Origin of the sequence: Natronorubrum texcoconense (assembly GCF_900100335.1) — an archaeon.
GTDB lineage: Archaea > Halobacteriota > Halobacteria > Halobacteriales > Natrialbaceae > Natronorubrum > Natronorubrum texcoconense.
In genome coordinates, this window is record NZ_FNFE01000003.1 from 104,751 (window position 1) to 121,489 (window position 16,739).

Consider the following 16,739-nt stretch of genomic DNA (forward strand, 5'->3'; position numbering starts at 1 on the left):
GAAGAGTAACGCTTTGGGTCTTCCAGCACCGACACGCAGCCAGTGACACTCCCCGATCGGTCCGCGCTATCCCGTCGGGACTACCTCCGGTCGCTGGTCGCCGTCGGCGGCGCGAGCGCGCTCGCCGCCTGTACCTCCGAGGGCGACGATGTCGAAATTCCCTCGGGAACGGACGACCCGGACTCGCTCCCCGAGCGCCAGCACGCCTGGAACGACGCCCTCACGCGGGACGACGACGGCAACGTCCGGCCGCCGGAACACCACGTCCTGGTCGCGCTCTCGCTGGTCGACGACCCGACCGACGAGGCTCGAGAGCGGGTCGAAGCCGCCCTGCAGGAACTCGAGCGCGCTTACGAGTGGAGCAACGAGGGGCTGCTCTTTACGCTGGGCTACACGCCGGCGTACTTCGACCGGTTCGACGGCTCGTTACCCGACGAAGTCGACCTCCCGGAGCCGAGGGCGGTCATCGGCCATGTCGACGCGTTCGACGAGTTCGACGCCCTCCTCCACCTCGCGAGCGATCACTCGCAGGTCGTCCTCGAGGCCGAAGAGGGACTGTTCGGCGAGGCTGACGAGTTCAACGGCCAAGAGATCGAAACCGATTTAATGGACGTCTTCGAGCGCGTCGACGACCACCGCCGAACCGGCTTCGTCGGCCCGGGACTCCCCGCGGAGCATACCGACATCTCGGGCGTTCCCGACTCCGTGCCGGAGGACGCCCCGTTCTTCATGGGCTTTCGGTCCGGCTTCGCGGAGAGCCAGGCCACCGAGGACCGGGTGACGATCGAGGACGGCCCGTTCGCTGGTGCGACGACCCAACACGTCGAATCGATGACCATCCAGCTCCGGACCTGGCTCGAGCAGGACAGCCACTACCAGCGGGTCGCGAAGATGTTTAGCCCGGAGCACGCCGACGAGGACCTGACCGGCGACATCGGCGAGGCGCTTGGTGGCTCGAGCGGGCTGACCGACGAACGGATCGAGGCGACCGAGTCCGACGCTCGCGGCGGCGTCGTCGGCCACGCCCAGAAGGCCGCTCGAGCGAGGGAGGACGGCGATCCGCTCTTGCTCCGCCGGGACTTCAACACCGTCGACGGCGACACGCCGGGACTCCACTTCCTCTCGCTGCAGGCCGGCATCGAGGAGTTCGTCCGCGTCCGCGAGGCGATGGAGGGCGACGACCTCGACGCACCAAACGCGAACAACGGGATTCGGAGCTACATCTTTCCGAATCAGCGCGGCAACTACCTGGTCCCACCCCGGTCGCTGCGAGCGCTTCCGGCGGCGGCGCCCGATGAAGCGTGACGATCGGACAGCGAAACCACGAATACACAATGCACGAACGCGATATCGACCGGCGGACGTTCGTTCGATCGACAGGTGCGACAGCCGGAGCGCTCGCGCTGGCGGGCTGTGCGGGATTCGGTGCCGATGACTCCGACGAAAACGGAGCCGACGATTCGACCGGCGACGACGAACTGCCGACGCCGGCATTCCCAGAGGTCGAGGACCCGCCGGACGCGGTCTACCTCCCGACGCACAGGGAGTCGATGCGAGTCCTCGAGCCGGTCGAAGCCGGCGACTACACCCTCGCGCCGATGCTCTCCTACCCGCACCCGTTCTGGCTCGTAACCGGCAGCGGCGGCGAAGATGGTGTTCAGCGCGTCGACCCCGAGCAGAGCGGCGGCGTCCACCTGATGTTCGTCGTCTGGGACGAGGAGACGAACGTCGTCCTCCCCGTCGACACCGGCGCCGAGATCGCGGTCTCGCTGGACGGCGAGCGGGTCGGCTCGCCCCAATCCGCGTGGCCGATGATCTCACAGGAGATGGGGTTTCACTTCGGTGACAACGTCCCGCTCGAGGAGGAGGGCACCTACGCCATCGAGGTCGAGATTCCGCCGCTTTCGGTCCGAACCACAGGCGATCTCGAGGGCCGATTCACCGAGTCGGCGACCGCGACGTTCGAGTTCGAGTACGACCGGGAGTTCATGCTCGAGGTGACCGACGGCGTCGAGTATCTCGACGAAGCGGAGTGGGGCGAACCCGGCGCGCTCGAACCGATGGCCCACGGAGCGCACGCGGACGACGAACACGGCGATGGCGATGGAGACGACGGCGATCACGACCACGATGGGGACGGCCACGGCGACGAGCACGATCACGGTGACCACGACCACCACGCCGCAATTCCCTATTCCGCGCTTCCGCCGGCGGAAGCGTATCCGGGGACCCACCTCGAGCCGGTCGACGACTCCAATGAATCTAGTTCGCGCGACGACGGCGGCCCCGAGGCGGACGACCTTCCGCGAAGCGGCGACGCGGCGTTCGTCGCGACGCTCCTCGAGTCCGACTCCCGTTTAGCTGACGGCGAGGACTACTACGTGCTCGTCTCACCGCGAACGCCGTACAATCGGGTCCCGCTCGCGGATATGTCTCTGCGGGCGGCGGTCGAGCGCGATGGCGAGACGGTCACGGACGACGCGACACTCGAGCAGACGATCGACGGCGAGTACGATCTGCACTACGGGACGTCGCTCGCCGACGTCCGATCGGGTGATTCGGTGGCGATCCAGATCGAGTCGCCGCCGCAGGTGGCTCGCCATCAGGGGTACGAGACGGCGTTTCTCGAGATGCCGCCGATCGAGTTGCGAGTGCCGTAGCGACGATGACCGAACCACCGACGCCACGCCGGACGGCCGCGCTCGCGGTGATCGTCGCGTGCGCACTCGTCGGCGTCCTGCTCGCGCCGGTGGTCGTCACCGCCGGAGACAACGCGACGACGTTTCAGTTCGATCCGCACGAACTCGAGGCGGAGCCGGGTGAGACCGTGACCCTCGACCTCGTGGCGAGCACGCACGGCGGCTACGGCGGCGAAGGGATCGACCAACTGTCGATGGATCTCGCGTACGATTCGGATGCGTTGACCGTCACCGACGTCGAACACGGCCCGATGCTGGCGGCCGAGAACGGGGGCGCTGACGCGAACGGCTCGGCTAACGGCGACGTGACCAATGGCGACGACGCGACCGACGGCGGAGGTTCAGCCACCGTCGACGGCTCGGTCGATATCGACGACGAGCACGGAACGGTGACGATCGAACAGCAGCGCGAGCCCTCGAGTGACGGCGCCATCGGGACGGACACGGCGGCGACCATCACGCTCGAGGTCGCCGAGGACGCGCCGTCGACGACGACCCTCGAGATCACCGACGCGGAGGCGACCCTCGTCACCGGCTATCCGCAGGCGTCGCTCGAGCGAGACGCGACCATCACGATCGGTGACGGCGGCGAATCGGACGCCGACGGAGACGACACGATTCCCGGATTCACGGCGCTACTGGCGGTGGCCGCGATCGTCGCGGCGCTGTTCTGGTTCGGGCGTCGATAGGCCGTACTGCTCTCGAGCGTCGGAATTCCGCCAGCTACGCCTATTGGATCGAACGTCGCGACTCTGACCGGATCGAGTTGGTCGGCTGCAATGCCAACGTTGACACTCCCGCGAGTCGGACTCTCGAGCAATGAGTACGGCGGAGGTCGACATTTCACGGACGAAGGCGTGGCTGATGGCTGCACGCCCCCAGACCTTGCCCGCGGCGGCGGCGCCGATAATCGTCGCCACGGGACTCGCGATCCACGAGGGCGTGTTCGCCCTGTTGCCGGCGGTGATGGCGTTCGTCGGGGCGGCACTGATCCAGGTCGGCACCAATTTCGCGAACGATTACTACGACGCGATCAAGGGTGCCGACACGGACGACCGAGAGGGCTTTACGCGGGTTACGCAGGCGGGAATCATCGAACCCGAACGGGTCAAACTGGCGACGATCGTCACGTTCGCGCTGGCGATCGTCACCGGAACGTATCTCGTCTATATTGGCGGCGTCCCGATCCTCGTCGTTGGACTGGTGAGCGTCTTCTGCGGCTGGGCGTACACCGGCGGTCCCTACCCGCTCGGCTACCACGGTCTCGGGGATCTGTTCGTCTTCGTCTTCTTCGGTATCGTCGCCGTGATGGGCACGTTCTACGTCCAGGCCGCGGCGACGCTCGCGGAACCGCTCGCCGTGGGAATTCCGGACGGAACGGTAACCCGCGAGGCGTTCCTCGCGAGTCTTCCGGTCGCCGGGATTTCGACGGCGATTCTGGTGGTGAACAACGTTCGGGATCTCGAGACCGACGCGGAGACGGGCAAGCGCACGCTCGCGGTTCGGCTCGGCTACCGGTGGAGTCGCGCCGAGTACGTGGTCATGATCGGGCTCGGCTACGTCACGCCCGTCTGGCTCTGGCTCGGCGAGGGCTTCGGTCCCGGCGTGTTGCTCCCGCTGGTCACGCTGCCCTACGCGGCCGTGATCGCCCGAACCGTCTGTACGCGAACCGACGGCGAGGCGCTCAATCCGGCGCTCGAGGGCACCGGGAAACTGCTGGCGATCTACGCGGCTCTGTTCGCCGCGGGGGTGGTGCTGTGAGCAACGACTGCGATTACGCTCGAGACCTCGAACTCGAGTACCGGCCGTTCTCGCTGTCGCTTTCCAGCCCGCTCGAGACGGCCGACGGGACGATCGAAACACGGGACGGTTTTCTCGTTCGCATTCTAGACACGACGCCCGACGACGGCGACCCGGTGGTCGGCTACGGCGAGGCGACGCCGCTTCCCGGCTGGACGGAGTCCCGCGCGGACTGCGAGGCCGCCCTCGAACGGGCCAGCGAGGCGATCGGAACCACTCCCGACGCCGCCCTCGAGGCGGTCGAAGACCAGGTCGCGGCTCGCCACGCCATCACGCTCGCGCTCACGGATCTGCAAGCGACCCGCGAGTCGACCCCGCTGTACCGGTACATCGGCAAGGGGCCGATGGTCGGCCGGGTGCCGGTGAACGCGACCGTCGGCGACGGTTCGCCGACCGAAACCGCGAGCGAGGCGGCCGCTGCCGTCGGCCGCGGGTTCAATTGCTGTAAGCTGAAGGTCGGTCGCAGGGACCTCGAAACGGACATCGAGCGCGTGAGACGCACGCGCGAGGCCGTCGGTCCGGACGTCGAACTGCGGGCCGACGCGAACGAGGCCTGGACCTACGACGAGGCGACGACCGCGCTCGAGGCGTTCGCCGACCTCGACGTCGCGATTCTCGAGCAACCGCTGCCGGCGGGGGCGCTCGAGGGCCACGCCGATCTCAGGCGACGGACGGGCGACGACGGCGTCGCGATCGCGCTGGACGAAGGGCTGCTCGAGCACGGCGTCGACGCGATCTGCGACGCGGAGGCGGCCGACGTGCTCGTGCTCAAGCCGATGGCGCTCGGCGGCGTCGACGTCGCCCGGAAAGTCGCGGCCTGGGTTGGAATGCTCGAGGTTACCCCCATCGTGACGACGACGATCGATGCCGTCGTCGCGAGGACCGGTGCAGTTCACCTCGCGGCGTCAATTCCGGACGTGCCGGCCTGCGGCGTGGCTACGGCGGAGTTGCTGGCCGAGGATCTCGGGCGAGATCCCGTCCTCCTCGAGAAGGGCTCGGCCGTCGTCCCGCAGGCGAAGGGACTCGGCGTCGAGGGGGTGTGGCAGGAGTGACCGGCTCCCCGGTCGAGTGGCCGACGCGGGACCTGCTGTCCCACCGCGCCTCGACGACGCCGGACGCGACGGCCGTAATCGACGCCGATGCGGACGAGTCGTGGACGTTCGGGGAGTTCGACCAGCGGGTCGGCGTCGTCGCGAAACGGCTCGAGACGGTTCTCTCCGATCCCGAGAGTGGGACGGCCGATACCGAGCGACGACTCGGCGTGCTGATGGAGACGCGAGTCGCGTTCGCCGAGGTCTACCTCGCCGCGATGCGCCGCGGGGTGACGGTCGTGCCGCTGAACGTCCGCGAGACGGTCACCGAACTCGAGTCGAAAGCAAATCGGACCGATCTCGACGCGATCGTCTGCGAGTCGGGGACGGAGGCGTTGGCGCTCGAGGTCGCGGACTGCCCGATCCTCTCCGTCGACGAGTCCGGCCGCGACGGCGTTCGTTCGCTCTCCTCGCTCGAGTCGGCGGCCGATGCGAACGCGACACCAGTTCCGCTCGAGCGCGACCGGACCCACCTGCTCATGTTCACGTCGGGGACCTCTGGCACCCCGAAGGGCGTTCGACTGACGGTCGGCAACCTCGTCGCGAGCGCGACCGCGTCGGCGTTCCGCCTCGGCGTCACGCCCGCCGATCGGTGGCTCTGCTGTCTGCCGATGTACCACATGGGCGGGCTGGCCCCGGTCGTCCGCTCGATGCTGTACGGCACACCCGTCGTGATCCAGCGGGCGTTCGATCCCGAGAAAACCGCTCGCGTGATGGGGGAGTTCGATATTACGGGCGTCTCGCTCGTCCCCACGATGTGCAAACGGCTGCTCGACGCCGGCTGGAATCCGGCGGATTCGTTGCGATTCGTTCTGCTCGGCGGCGCGCCGGCGACGAGCGAGTTTCTCGAGCGCTGTCGGGCGGCCGACGTGCCCGTCTACCCGACCTACGGGATGACCGAGACGGCCTCTCAGATCGCGACGGCCACTCCGGGGGAGACTGCGACCCACGAGGGAACGGTCGGCCAGCCCCTCGTCTGTACGGACGTAACGGTCGTCGACGACGCCGGCGAGCGGGTTCCGGCCGGCGAGACCGGCGAACTGGTCGTCTCCGGACCGACGGTGACGCCGGGCTATCTCACCGAGGCGCAGACGGAAGCGGCGTTCGGCGAGTACGGGTTGCACACCGGCGATATCGGCTATAGGGACGTAAACGGCCGACTGTGGGTGCTCAACCGGCGAAGCGACCGGATCGTCACCGGGGGCGAAAACGTCGATCCCGGCGCGGTGATCGAAGCGTTGCGGTCGCATTCGTCCGTCGAGGACGCCGCCGTCGTCGGCCTCGAGGACCCCGAGTGGGGCGAGCGCGTGGCGGCGCTCGTCGTGCCCGCAGACGCCGGTGGTGAGTCAGCCGATCCGAGGACGATCGACCTCGAGTCGCTGCTCGAGCACTGCGAGACGCGCCTCGCCGGGTTCAAACGACCGAAGACGATCAGGGTCGCCGACTCGCTCCCGCGGACGGCGTCGGGGACGGTCGATCGTGAGGCGGTCCGGGATCGGTTGCTCGAGTCTGGGACGGACGTCTCGGAGCTGTCCTGATCGGCTATAGTAGCCACTGAAAGTCAATGCACACCTGATCGCTGGACTGCGTTGCGATCAGTGTGTAAATCGTTTCAGTTGTTACTATAACGGCGACTGTAGCCGTCAGAACCGGAGTTAAGACGGTCGCGCTGCTAGTAGAGAGCGTGTGTACACTCACCCTCGCCTGGCAGGTCTTCGACGACGCGCCGGTCGCCGTCGCCGCGAACAGGGACGAGTCGATCGACCGGGATTCTCTCCCTCCGGATCTCTATCGCGAGGAGCCGTCGATCGTCGCCCCGCAGGACGTCGAAGCCGGCGGCACCTGGATCGGATACAACGAACACGGGGTCTTCGTCGGCATCACGAACCGGTGGACCGACGCGGACCTCGCCGCCGAGCGATCGCGCGGACTCCTCGTTGCCGACGTGCTCGAGGCCGAAACCGCGACTGAGGCGGAGTCGATCGTCGAAGACGCCGTTCGAACCGACGAGTACGACGGATTCTACCTCGTGCTCGCCGACGCCTCGAGCGCCTGTTGCTACCGGTGGGACGGGACGCTCTCGTACACGGCGTTCGATCCCGGCGTCCACGTCGTGGTCAACGTCGCCGTCGACGAGACGGTCGACATCCCGGCCGTTCGCCCCGACGCGGCCCGCGAGCAGGCCGCCAACGCCCGAGCGGTCCGCAAGGCGCTGTCGTCTCCGAACGACGAGTCGGCCGCGGACTGGCTCGAGCGCGCCGCCGGGGTGCTCGGCGATCACGAGTACGGCGTCTGCGTTCACGGGAACGGGTACGGCACGCGGTCCTCGTCGCTGATCGCGATCGGCGCCGGCCCGACGCGGCACGCGTTCGCTTCGGGCCCACCCTGTCGAACGCCGTTCGAACCGGTCGTCCTCGAGGCCGCCGGCAGCGCGGAGACTGTCGGCATCGACGGCGAGTGCGACGCCGAAGGGCACATTTAAGCGCCTCGCTCTATCTCATACGTACATGGACGCACTTCAGTCCCGAGCGACGAGCACGGAGTGGTGGTCACCGTGAGCGTTTCCACAATCGAAGCCGAACTCTCCGAGGACGAGCGCGCCGGTCTCGAACTCGTCCGCGAAACCGGCGGAATCCACCAGAGCGACTTCTGGAAGGAGCTGGACGTCTCCTCGCGCAAGGGCAGTCGAATCGTCGAGTCCCTCGTCGAGAAGGAACTGGTCGATCGAGAGGAAACGGTTTACGACGGACACAACACTTACCACATCTCACCGACCGCTCGAGACCTCGACTTCACCCTGCTGATGGCCGGCGACATGTTGTCGCCGTTTATCGGCGAGGAGGAGGTCGATCCCAACAGCGACGCCTTCTCGCAGTGGATCATGAACCTCGCCTACGAGGAATAGCTCGGACCCGATCGGCGTCGGATTTCGCTTCTTGAAGCTATTTTGGGTGAGCGACGAGTGAATCGAGTGTCCTGCTCACGCTGGCGGCGACGATTTCCACGCCCTCCAGCCGATTCACCGTGACAAAAAACCGCTGTCAGTCGTACGGATCGAATCGCTCGATGAGCACGAACGGGTCGCGCTCGCGGTTGTAGTAGGAAACGTCGCCGTCGATCGCCTCGATGAGGCGCCTGTGGACCTCGCGTGCGGCACGGCCCTCGTCTGCCCCCAGGTGGTGACGACCGCGCATATCCGTCCAGAATCCGCCGTCGAGCCAGAGCAACGTCTCGTCGTTCGACTGGTAGACGACGTCGCCCTTCTCCGTCAGGCCGTCGATCGCGAGCTGGCGGCCCGAGAGCTGTGCCCGCGCGAGCACGGCGACGAGCTGGCGACGCGAGACCGGCGCGTGGAGCGCGACGTCGTCGATGGAGTCGCCGAAATACTCCTCGACGAGATCACACGCGCGGGAGAACTCGTCGAATTCGACCTCGTGTTCTTGCGTAATCTTCATTGGACGATCACCGAGCGACCGGTTCGGTATGGGTACTGTTAGCAAAAATAGTATAAAAACCTATCTTTCAATTCAGCGAGTGAGCCGCGCTCGAGTCAGGCCAGCGCACTTGCGGCCCGAATTAGGCGCTCCTCGCCGAAGGCCGGACCGACCAGCTGCAGGCCGACGGGGAGCCCGTCGGTTTCGCCGGCCGGCACCGAAATCGCGGGCAGATCGGCGAGGTTCACGGGAACGGTGTTCGCGTCGGCCAGGTACATCTGCAGGGGGTCGTCGAGGCTCTCGCCCAGTTCGAACGGCGGGACGGGCATCGTCGGCGACGCGAGCACGTCGGCTTCCGAAAGCGCCTCGTCGAAGTCCTGCTTGACCCAGGCCCGAGCGTCCTGGGCCTTCTTGTAGTACTTGTCGTGGTAGCCCGCCGAGAGGGCGTACGTCCCGAGTAGGATGCGGCGTTTGACCTCGTCGCCGAACCCTTCCTTGCGAGTCTGGGCGAAGCGCTCGTTCCAGTTGCCCTCGGCGTCGCTCGAGTGTCCGTAGCGAACGCCGTCGAACCGAGCGAGGTTCGAGGACGCTTCGGACATCGCGATCACGTAGTAGGCTTCGACGGCGTGTTCGACCGAAGGCAGCGAGACCTCGTGGGACTCCGCGCCGCGGTCCTCGAGGTCGGCGATGGCGCCCCAGAACGTCTCGACGACGCCCTCGTCGGCCCCCTCGAGCAGTTCCGTCGGAACGCCGATGGAGAGCCCGTCGACGTCGCCGGTGGCGGCGTCGGCGTAGCTCGCGTCGTCCTCGATGGGCACCTCGTGTGTGGTCGCGTCCCGCTCGTCGTGTCCCGAAATCACGTCGAGCAGCGCTGCGGCGTCCTCGACGGTCTCGCCGAAGGGACCGATCTGCTCGAGGCTGTTGCCGTAGGCGACCAGTCCGTACCGCGAGACCAGCCCGTAGGTGGGTTTGATGCCGACGACGCCGCAGAACGCGGCGGGACAGCGGATCGAGCCACCCGTGTCGGAGCCGAGTGCGACGTCGGCTTCACCCGCGGCGACGGCGGCGGCCGAACCACCCGAGGAGCCGCCGGGGACGTGGCCGGGTGCGGCGGGGTTCTCGGTCGAGCCGAAGTGGGAGGTCTCGGTCGTCGACCCCATTCCGAACTCGTCCATGTTCGCCTTACCGACGATGGTTGCACCCGCCTCTTTCAACCGGCTCACGACCGTCGCATCGTACGGCGGGACGTATTCGGCTAGCATCTTCGACCCGCAGGTCGTCCGGACGCCCTCGGTCGAGATGTTGTCTTTGACGGCGACGGTCGTCCCGGCGAGGGGTCCGTCGTCGTCGCCGTGGATCGTCTCCTCGGTGATGAAAATATCGTCGCTCATGATCAGGAAACGTTCGGCCCCTTGAAGTAGCCGTCCTCGGTCTCGGATGCGTTCTCGAGTGCCGCCTCGCGGTCGAGGGAGTCGCGCTCCTCGTCCGGTCGCATCACGTTCGTCAGGTCGGCCTCGCGGTCGACCTCGGGCACCTCGTCCAGCGTCTCGAAGTACTCGAGGATGTCCGCGAACTGTCGCGTGAACTGGTCGACCTCGTCGTCCGCGAGGTCGACGCGAGCCAGCTCCGCGACGTGGCGGACCTCCTCGGCACTGACGGCGTCGCTCATGGGTGCACGCACTGGCCAGCGGGGAGTAAGGGTTTCGATACGCACACCGTTCGGTCTCGATAGCCGAACTCCCCCGTACGCTCTCGGTATCGGACACGCGCGCCGGCAACCCGCTGTCGGGGGCGACAGACACGTCCGACAGTCTCACACGATAGTCTAGCATTCATCTCACGACACGATCGAAGAATTTAAGCGTCGTCAGTCCGTCGGTGTATCTTACGATAACACGTTTTCCAGCGAGCGTTGTGATCGATTTCCAACACAATGTCAGACACCACCATCCAAACACGGAGCGGTGAGCGACGTCAGCAGGAGTCCGAGGAGTCACCAGAACGATCAGTCGAGCGGGAGGAGTGTCCCGAGTGCAGCGGTCGCCTCATTTCCGACACCGAGCACGCGGAAACGGTCTGTGAGGACTGCGGGCTCGTCGTCGACGAAGGCGAGATCGACCGCGGTCCCGAGTGGCGCGCCTTCGACGCCGGCGAGAAGGACGAAAAGTCCCGTGTCGGCGCGCCCACGACGAACATGATGCACGACCAGGGGCTGTCGACCAACATCGGCTGGCAGGACAAAGACGCCTACGGTCGGTCGCTCTCGAGTCGCCAGCGCCAGAAAATGCAGCGGCTTCGCACCTGGAACGAGCGCTTCCGCACCCGCGACTCCAAGGAGCGCAATCTCAAGCAGGCGTTGGGCGAGATCGACCGCATGGCCAGCGCGCTCGGCCTGCCCGAAAACGTCCGCGAGACCGCCAGCGTGATCTATCGGCGCGCCCTCGAGGAGGATCTCCTCCCGGGTCGCTCGATCGAGGGCGTCGCGACGGCCTCGCTGTACGCCTCCGCACGGCAGGCCGGCACCCCGCGCAGCCTCGACGAGATCTCAGCCGTTTCCCGCGTCGAGAAGGACGAAGTGGCACGCACCTACCGCTACGTCGTTCGGGAACTCGGTCTCGAGGTCAAACCCGCCGATCCCGAGCAGTACGTGCCGCGCTTCGCGAGCGACCTCGACCTCTCGGACGAGACCGAACGGCGCGCACGGAGCCTCCTCTCGACGGCCAAAGAGCAAGGGCTCCACAGCGGCAAGTCGCCGGTCGGTCTCGCCGCCGCCGCCGTCTACGCCGCGGCGCTCCTGACGAACGAGAAGGTCACCCAGAACGACGTCAGCGAGGTCGCGAGCATCTCCGAGGTCACCATCCGCAATCGGTACCACGAGTTGCTCGAGGCCGAAGAGGGCGCACCGGCCTGATCGAAACCCACTTCAGCCGCGTTCTCGACGGCGATTTCGGCACCCGTCAACGACAGGTTGACGCCAGTTATTTCTCCACTAACCGTTTCGAATCGATTATAGTCTCTTCATAGTGAATATCCCACACCGATACGATTCGGGTATGAGCTGTGACAACTGTCCGTCGGAGCAGGTCGCCTACACCCTGACGACTCACGTTTCGGATAGCCCTGGCGAGCAGATCGATCTGCACTTCTGTTCGAACGAGTGTCTGCGCGTCTGGACGTAACGAGTATACGACCGGACGCAAGCGGCGTCCGTCGGTCGATCACAACTGAAAAAGGAACGAGAGTCGGCGGAATCGACTCTCACAGGTCGTCGTCGTAGATCTCGGGATTCGGTTCGCCCTGGACGTCGATGACGCCGATCATTCCCCTCTGGGTCACCCGCGAGAGGGCGTGGTCGACGATCTTGATCGGGCCGGGCACGTGGAGTTCCATTTCGCCCGCGGTGACGGTCCCGGGTGCGACCGGCGACGTTTCGACGTTCCTGCCGGGTTCGCTCAGGAGGTCGCCGTCGCGGTAGTAGCGGCTCCAGACGTTGCCGATGGGGTGAAGCGCGCTGGTGAGGTTCGGTCCGCCGTTGGCGAAGTACACCCGAACCGTCTCACCGACTTCCGCGATGACCGGACCGTGTCCGTCTTCGGTGATCGCGCCCACCTCGCCGTTGAGGAGGACGTAGGTCGGGTCCTCGTCGGCGGCCGCGTCGAAGTCGAACTCGTGGTGTCCGTCCTCGCCGGTGTCACCCGTGGTGTAGAGTTCGTGCTGGCCGAAGTAGAACTCCCGGTCGACTTCGGGGAGGCCGTCTTCGGGTTCGACGAGGATCGCGCCGAACATGCCCAGGCTGATGTGTTGGTCCATCGCCGGGACCGCACAGTGGTAGATGTGCACGCCGGGATACATCGCCTTGAAGCGGACGCGGGCGGTGTCGTCTCCGGGCCCGAGCGTCGTCGCGACGGCGCCGCCGCCGGGACCGTAGACCGCGTGGGAGTCGACGTTGTGCATCGCGTCGTTGTGCTCGCCGGGCACTTTGAAGGTGAGTTCGACCGTGTCACCCTCACGAACTCGGTACATCGGGCCCGGGATCTGGCCTTCGTAGGTCATGAAGTCGATCGTGACGCCGGGTTCGACTTCCGCCGTGACCTCGATACTCTCGAGCGTGATCTCGTGCGTCCGTGGCTCGTCCCAGTCGACGGGGGGTGGAAGGTCGGCTGGATCGGCCGCGATGCGGTCGATGTCGACGGCCTTCGCCGCCTCGAGTCCGCCCTCGTCGGCCGCCGCTGGGTTCGGGTCGTTCTCGGCGAGGCAACCGGCCAGTGCTACCGCACCGGTTGCGCCGAGTGCTTGGAGTACTGTTCGCCGGGTCGGGGCTGCGGTAGCGGTAGTCATTAGTTTTCTCCTCGGTTATCAGTACGACATCCCACCATACACCCGCAGCGGTAATTCCCACTCTATAATAAATTGGCGAATATATTCGGCTAAAGAAGGTCGTTACCGGCGGTTCGGATCAGCCCCGGTACGGACCGAACGCGACTCCAGTCTGCGAAACGGCGATTCGACGCTCGAGAACCAGCCGCCGTTCGTCGCGTCTCAGCCCCCAACGGATTTCACGCACCGCGTGGCCAGCGTACGTATGGCTGTGTGCACGTCCGAGCGCCTCGAGACGGCCGCGGAACTCCCGTCGTCGCTCGAGGCGGAATCGACCGTCCGAACCGTCAACGGGATCGAGTTACACGTCGTCGCGGCCGGCGACGAAGGGGATCCGCTGGTCGTTCTCCTGCACGGCTTTCCGGAGTTCTGGTACGGCTGGCGCCACCAGATCGAGCCGCTCGTCGACGCCGGTTATCGCGTGCTCGTCCCCGATCAGCGCGGCTACAACCTGAGCGAGAAGCCCGATGGCGTGCGTCCGTACCGCACCAGGGAGTGTTCGCGGGACGTCGTCGAGCTGATCGCGAGCGAGGGTCGCGATAGCGCTCGCGTCGTCGGCCACGACTGGGGCGGTGCGGTGGCCTGGGACCTCGCGCTCCGACATCCTGGCGTCCTCGACCGTCTCGCGATCATCAACGCGCCCCATCCGGTCGTCTACCGCCACCACCTGCTCTCGAACCCGGAGCAGCTGCGCCGGAGCTGGTACGCGTTTACCTTCCAGCTACCGTGGCTCCCCGAACTCGCCTCCCGTGCTGGGAACTTCGCGCTGCTCGAGCGAGCGCTCCGGGAGATGGCCGCGCCGGGTACCTTCACCGACGACGACCTCGCCCGATACCGTCGCGCCTGGGGACAGGACGGGGCGCTCACGGCGATGCACAACTGGTACCGGGCGGCCGCTCGATACCCGCCCACGTTTCCCCGAGAACGAGTCGACGTTCCGACGCTGATCGTCTGGGGCACGGACGACGTCGCGCTGACGACCGAACTGGCGATCGACGCCGACCAGTACTGCGACCGCAGCCGGCTCGAACTCCTCTCCGAGACGAGCCACTGGGTCCAGCACGAACGACCGGAGCGGCTGACCGACCTGCTGCTCGAGTCGTTCGCGGACGATCCGTGAACTGACGGCCCTGACCGGCCCGCCGGGGCTCACTCCCGCCAAATGATCGTCACGATCTCGTCCGCGCGTTCGACGGTTTCGTAAGCGTAGCCGCGGTCCTCGAGTTTCGGGTAGAGAAACTGCGGAACCCGATCGTTCCGCTGGACCAGGACGATATCGTCGGAACGGTCGGTCAGCGTCTCGAGGGTCTTCGCGAGCGGTCCGGGCGGGCCGAGCGAGCGCACGTCGAGGATCTCCCGTGGTCGGTCGCTCGGCGCATCGGTTCGTTCGACGACGGCGTCGTAGGTCTGCATACGCGGTGCTTCGCGACGACGCCACCTCGGTTTCGTCCCGTACGTGTTCGGTCGCACAGAAGAAGTGAGAACAGGGGTGTGGGTGGTGTGTCGTGGTACCTCGGTCGTGGTGTCAGGCGGTCGCTTTCGGGAACCGGGCGACGAACTCCTCGGGACCGACGCGTTCGACCTCGTAGCCGTCGGCGTCGAACGCGTCGACCTCGGCCTGGAACTCGTAAAACAACGGCTTGGGCTCGTGGTCGTTGACGATGGTCAGCGTCTCGCCTGGCTCGAGGTCGTCGAACGCATCGTGGATTTTCGGGTGACGGTTCACCGGTGGGATCTCCCTGACGTCGAGTCGTGTCATGCAACTGGATCTGGATCGCGCGGCCGCAAGGGTATTCGTCCGAACGTGTTCGCTCTTCGAACGCTCGGGCGGGGGCCACTCGCCCTCGTGGCCCTTCTACGCGTGTTCGATGCGGACGTGCCAGACGTCGTCGCGCTGTTCGCTCTCGTGGGCGAACCCGCGGGCCTCGAGGACCTCGTACAGCGGCTTCGGTTCGAACGTCGCGATCAGTCGCAGTCGTTCGTCGGCCGGGAGCGACTCGAGTGCAGCCACGATGTCGTCGAACGGCGGGCCGTCGATCTCGCGGACGTCGAGCGTCGTCTCGGTGGCAGTGTGTTCGGATGGCATACGTCGATGTTCCGTGCGGACGAGCGTGGAGATTCGGGCGAACGTGTTCGAACGCGTCGGCATTCCCACGGGCTGGGAACGGTCGCGACTATATTCGACGGCACGGGTACATAGTGCTACACGGAACACGTTCCTATGGCTCAGGCGACACTCACAATCACGATGCCCGAACAGGTCTGGATTCAACAGCTCTCGACGGCGTATCCGGCGGCGAGCTTTCGAGTGCTGGCCGCGGTCCCCGGCTCCGAGACGGGCTTCGCCCTCGTTCGGATCGCCGGCCCGGAGGTCGCCGATATCGTCGAGGAGATGCGCGACCACCCCCAGATCACCGAACTCTCGCTCGCCCAGTGGAGCGAGAACGAGGTGACCGTTCACTTCGAGACGACCGCCCCGCTGTTGCTCTTCTCGTCGCGAGACTCCGGCATGCCGATCGAACTCCCCGTCGAGATCGTCGACGGCGAGGCGACGGTCGAAGTGACCGGCTCGCGGAGTCGGCTCGCCGAACTGGCCGAACAGCTCGAGCACTTCGGGCTCCAGTACCGGATCGAACACGTCCGCGAGCGACTCCACGAGAGCCAGTTGCTCTCGGACCGACAGCTCGAGGTCGTCGTCGCCGCCGTCGACGAGGGCTACTACGACACGCCTCGACGCAGTTCGCTGACGGAGCTCGCGGAGCATCTCGACATCGCGAAGTCGACCTGCAGCGAGACGCTTCACCGGGCCGAGGAGGCGATCATCAAACGGTTCGTCGAGGATCTGCCGGGCGTCGATACCAAGGAGCCGGTCGAGGACCCGCTCGCGAGCGATTGATCAGTCGGTCCGCCGCGCCAACACGAGCAGTGCCGTCGTGTCCGCCTGTGCTTTCGGAGAGATATCCTGTGCCCCGTCGAATCGAACGACGCCGCCTTCGTGAACGTCGTACTCGTCGTCGCCGAGTGACATCGTGAGGTGGCCCTCGAGGACGTGGAGGACGATTTCGCGGTCGGGGTGTCGATGCGTCGGAATCCGTTCGCCGTCTGCGAGCGCGAGTCGAATGGTCTGCGGTTCGCCGTCGAACAGGTGTGCGTGTGGCGTTTCCTCGAGCGCCTCGAGACGGCGTCGCTCCGTCGGCGTCGGCGGTTGATCGGAATCGGTCATACTCAAGTCTCAGCGCTCCCCGGGCGTAGGTACTGAGCCGAACCGGTTCGGTCGCCGCCGTTCACTCGACATCGTGCGCACAGCCAGTTGCGGACGTGGGGTTCGATAGTTAACA

The 16,739-nt window shown here is 66.3% G+C and carries 20 protein-coding genes; 12 read left to right on the forward strand and 8 right to left on the reverse strand.

The window, feature by feature from the left end; translation table 11 throughout:
- The first annotated feature begins 42 nt into the window (after nucleotides 1-42).
- The 8 genes from BLT08_RS11000 to BLT08_RS11035 all read left to right on the forward strand — a co-directional run bounded on the left by BLT08_RS11000 (nucleotide 43) and on the right by BLT08_RS11035 (nucleotide 8,495).
- Nucleotides 43-1,305, forward strand: a complete 1,263-nt coding sequence (locus BLT08_RS11000) for a DUF7405 family protein (RefSeq protein ID WP_090306449.1) — start codon at nucleotides 43-45, stop codon at nucleotides 1,303-1,305.
- A gap of 29 nt (nucleotides 1,306-1,334) precedes the next feature.
- Nucleotides 1,335-2,660: a DUF7350 domain-containing protein gene (locus BLT08_RS11005; protein WP_090306452.1), complete on the forward strand. Its 1,326-nt coding sequence runs from the start codon at nucleotides 1,335-1,337 to the stop codon at nucleotides 2,658-2,660.
- 5 nt (nucleotides 2,661-2,665) lie between these two features.
- Nucleotides 2,666-3,388, forward strand: coding sequence for a PGF-CTERM sorting domain-containing protein (locus BLT08_RS11010; protein ID WP_090306454.1), 723 nt, complete (start codon nucleotides 2,666-2,668; stop codon nucleotides 3,386-3,388).
- A gap of 130 nt (nucleotides 3,389-3,518) precedes the next feature.
- Nucleotides 3,519-4,460 (forward strand): 1,4-dihydroxy-2-naphthoate polyprenyltransferase, encoded by a 942-nt coding sequence (locus BLT08_RS11015; protein WP_090306460.1) that lies wholly within the window; start codon nucleotides 3,519-3,521, stop codon nucleotides 4,458-4,460.
- Nucleotides 4,457-5,551, forward strand: a complete 1,095-nt coding sequence (locus BLT08_RS11020) for a mandelate racemase/muconate lactonizing enzyme family protein (protein WP_090306467.1) — start codon at nucleotides 4,457-4,459, stop codon at nucleotides 5,549-5,551. The genes BLT08_RS11015 and BLT08_RS11020 overlap by 4 nt, the downstream gene beginning before the upstream one ends.
- On the forward strand, nucleotides 5,548-7,128 hold the full coding sequence (locus tag BLT08_RS11025; protein WP_090306471.1) for a class I adenylate-forming enzyme family protein: 1,581 nt from the start codon (nucleotides 5,548-5,550) through the stop codon (nucleotides 7,126-7,128). Before BLT08_RS11020 ends, BLT08_RS11025 begins: the two co-directional genes overlap by 4 nt.
- Before the next feature lie 146 nt (nucleotides 7,129-7,274).
- Nucleotides 7,275-8,072, forward strand: a complete 798-nt coding sequence (locus BLT08_RS11030) for an NRDE family protein (RefSeq protein ID WP_090306475.1) — start codon at nucleotides 7,275-7,277, stop codon at nucleotides 8,070-8,072.
- A gap of 72 nt (nucleotides 8,073-8,144) precedes the next feature.
- Nucleotides 8,145-8,495 carry a helix-turn-helix transcriptional regulator gene (locus tag BLT08_RS11035; RefSeq protein ID WP_090307676.1) on the forward strand — a complete coding sequence of 117 codons (351 nt, stop codon included), beginning with the start codon at nucleotides 8,145-8,147 and terminating at the stop codon, nucleotides 8,493-8,495.
- Nucleotides 8,496-8,631: 136 nt separating this feature from the next.
- On the opposite strand, the gene BLT08_RS11040 is transcribed toward BLT08_RS11035, so the two are convergent.
- The 3 genes from BLT08_RS11040 to gatC form a co-directional block, all read right to left on the reverse strand.
- Nucleotides 8,632-9,045, reverse strand: a complete 414-nt coding sequence (locus BLT08_RS11040) for a DUF8048 family protein (protein WP_090306479.1) — start codon at nucleotides 9,043-9,045, stop codon at nucleotides 8,632-8,634.
- A 95-nt stretch (nucleotides 9,046-9,140) separates the two neighbouring features.
- Entirely contained in the window at nucleotides 9,141-10,415 is a 1,275-nt protein-coding gene (gene gatA / locus BLT08_RS11045) for an Asp-tRNA(Asn)/Glu-tRNA(Gln) amidotransferase subunit GatA (RefSeq protein ID WP_090306483.1), read from the reverse strand.
- A 2-nt stretch (nucleotides 10,416-10,417) separates the two neighbouring features.
- Nucleotides 10,418-10,693 carry an Asp-tRNA(Asn)/Glu-tRNA(Gln) amidotransferase subunit GatC gene (gatC, locus tag BLT08_RS11050; protein WP_090306486.1) on the reverse strand — a complete coding sequence of 92 codons (276 nt, stop codon included), beginning with the start codon at nucleotides 10,691-10,693 and terminating at the stop codon, nucleotides 10,418-10,420.
- Between the two features lie 264 nt (nucleotides 10,694-10,957).
- Between gatC and BLT08_RS11055 the strand changes: the two genes are divergently transcribed.
- Nucleotides 10,958-11,935 carry a transcription initiation factor IIB gene (locus tag BLT08_RS11055; protein ID WP_090306489.1) on the forward strand — a complete coding sequence of 326 codons (978 nt, stop codon included), beginning with the start codon at nucleotides 10,958-10,960 and terminating at the stop codon, nucleotides 11,933-11,935.
- A 142-nt stretch (nucleotides 11,936-12,077) separates the two neighbouring features.
- The gene (locus BLT08_RS23600; protein WP_281245264.1) at nucleotides 12,078-12,203 is read left to right on the forward strand and encodes a hypothetical protein; all 126 of its coding nucleotides are present in this window, start codon (nucleotides 12,078-12,080) and stop codon (nucleotides 12,201-12,203) included.
- A 79-nt stretch (nucleotides 12,204-12,282) separates the two neighbouring features.
- On the opposite strand, the gene nirK is transcribed toward BLT08_RS23600, so the two are convergent.
- Complete coding sequence (gene nirK / locus BLT08_RS11060) at nucleotides 12,283-13,362, reverse strand: copper-containing nitrite reductase (protein ID WP_090306493.1); 1,080 nt, start codon at nucleotides 13,360-13,362, stop codon at nucleotides 12,283-12,285.
- A 244-nt stretch (nucleotides 13,363-13,606) separates the two neighbouring features.
- Here nirK and BLT08_RS11065 point away from each other — a divergent pair, with 244 nt between their 5' ends.
- Nucleotides 13,607-14,521, forward strand: coding sequence for an alpha/beta fold hydrolase (locus BLT08_RS11065; RefSeq protein WP_090306498.1), 915 nt, complete (start codon nucleotides 13,607-13,609; stop codon nucleotides 14,519-14,521).
- A gap of 29 nt (nucleotides 14,522-14,550) precedes the next feature.
- On the opposite strand, the gene BLT08_RS11070 is transcribed toward BLT08_RS11065, so the two are convergent.
- From BLT08_RS11070 to BLT08_RS11080, 3 genes are all read right to left on the reverse strand, one after another.
- On the reverse strand, nucleotides 14,551-14,814 hold the full coding sequence (locus tag BLT08_RS11070; protein WP_090306503.1) for a DUF2249 domain-containing protein: 264 nt from the start codon (nucleotides 14,812-14,814) through the stop codon (nucleotides 14,551-14,553).
- Nucleotides 14,815-14,926: 112 nt separating this feature from the next.
- Nucleotides 14,927-15,160 carry a DUF2249 domain-containing protein gene (locus tag BLT08_RS11075; RefSeq protein WP_090306506.1) on the reverse strand — a complete coding sequence of 78 codons (234 nt, stop codon included), beginning with the start codon at nucleotides 15,158-15,160 and terminating at the stop codon, nucleotides 14,927-14,929.
- Between the two features lie 96 nt (nucleotides 15,161-15,256).
- Nucleotides 15,257-15,487, reverse strand: a complete 231-nt coding sequence (locus BLT08_RS11080; protein ID WP_090307679.1) for a DUF2249 domain-containing protein — start codon at nucleotides 15,485-15,487, stop codon at nucleotides 15,257-15,259.
- Between the two features lie 135 nt (nucleotides 15,488-15,622).
- Here BLT08_RS11080 and BLT08_RS11085 point away from each other — a divergent pair, with 135 nt between their 5' ends.
- Nucleotides 15,623-16,297, forward strand: a complete 675-nt coding sequence (locus BLT08_RS11085; RefSeq protein ID WP_090306510.1) for a helix-turn-helix domain-containing protein — start codon at nucleotides 15,623-15,625, stop codon at nucleotides 16,295-16,297.
- Here BLT08_RS11085 and BLT08_RS11090 read toward each other — a convergent pair whose 3' ends face one another.
- On the reverse strand, nucleotides 16,298-16,624 hold the full coding sequence (locus BLT08_RS11090) for a cupin domain-containing protein (protein ID WP_090306513.1): 327 nt from the start codon (nucleotides 16,622-16,624) through the stop codon (nucleotides 16,298-16,300).
- Nucleotides 16,625-16,739: the final 115 nt, after the last annotated feature.

Bases quoted from the DNA above. Each gene is read 5' to 3' on its own strand.
- BLT08_RS11005 (WP_090306452.1), top strand. From the start codon at position 1,335: ATGCACGAACGCGATATCGACCGGCGGACGTTCGTTCGATCGACAGGT.
- BLT08_RS11010 (WP_090306454.1), top strand. From the start codon at position 2,666: ATGACCGAACCACCGACGCCACGCCGGACGGCCGCGCTCGCGGTGATC.
- BLT08_RS11015 (WP_090306460.1), top strand. From the start codon at position 3,519: ATGAGTACGGCGGAGGTCGACATTTCACGGACGAAGGCGTGGCTGATG.
- BLT08_RS11040 (WP_090306479.1), bottom strand. From the start codon at position 9,045: ATGAAGATTACGCAAGAACACGAGGTCGAATTCGACGAGTTCTCCCGC.
- gatA (WP_090306483.1), bottom strand. From the start codon at position 10,415: ATGAGCGACGATATTTTCATCACCGAGGAGACGATCCACGGCGACGAC.
- gatC (WP_090306486.1), bottom strand. From the start codon at position 10,693: ATGAGCGACGCCGTCAGTGCCGAGGAGGTCCGCCACGTCGCGGAGCTG.
- BLT08_RS11055 (WP_090306489.1), top strand. From the start codon at position 10,958: ATGTCAGACACCACCATCCAAACACGGAGCGGTGAGCGACGTCAGCAG.
- BLT08_RS23600 (WP_281245264.1), top strand. From the start codon at position 12,078: ATGAGCTGTGACAACTGTCCGTCGGAGCAGGTCGCCTACACCCTGACG.
- nirK (WP_090306493.1), bottom strand. From the start codon at position 13,362: ATGACTACCGCTACCGCAGCCCCGACCCGGCGAACAGTACTCCAAGCA.
- BLT08_RS11065 (WP_090306498.1), top strand. From the start codon at position 13,607: ATGGCTGTGTGCACGTCCGAGCGCCTCGAGACGGCCGCGGAACTCCCG.
- BLT08_RS11070 (WP_090306503.1), bottom strand. From the start codon at position 14,814: ATGCAGACCTACGACGCCGTCGTCGAACGAACCGATGCGCCGAGCGAC.
- BLT08_RS11075 (WP_090306506.1), bottom strand. From the start codon at position 15,160: ATGACACGACTCGACGTCAGGGAGATCCCACCGGTGAACCGTCACCCG.
- BLT08_RS11080 (WP_090307679.1), bottom strand. From the start codon at position 15,487: ATGCCATCCGAACACACTGCCACCGAGACGACGCTCGACGTCCGCGAG.
- BLT08_RS11085 (WP_090306510.1), top strand. From the start codon at position 15,623: ATGGCTCAGGCGACACTCACAATCACGATGCCCGAACAGGTCTGGATT.
- BLT08_RS11090 (WP_090306513.1), bottom strand. From the start codon at position 16,624: ATGACCGATTCCGATCAACCGCCGACGCCGACGGAGCGACGCCGTCTC.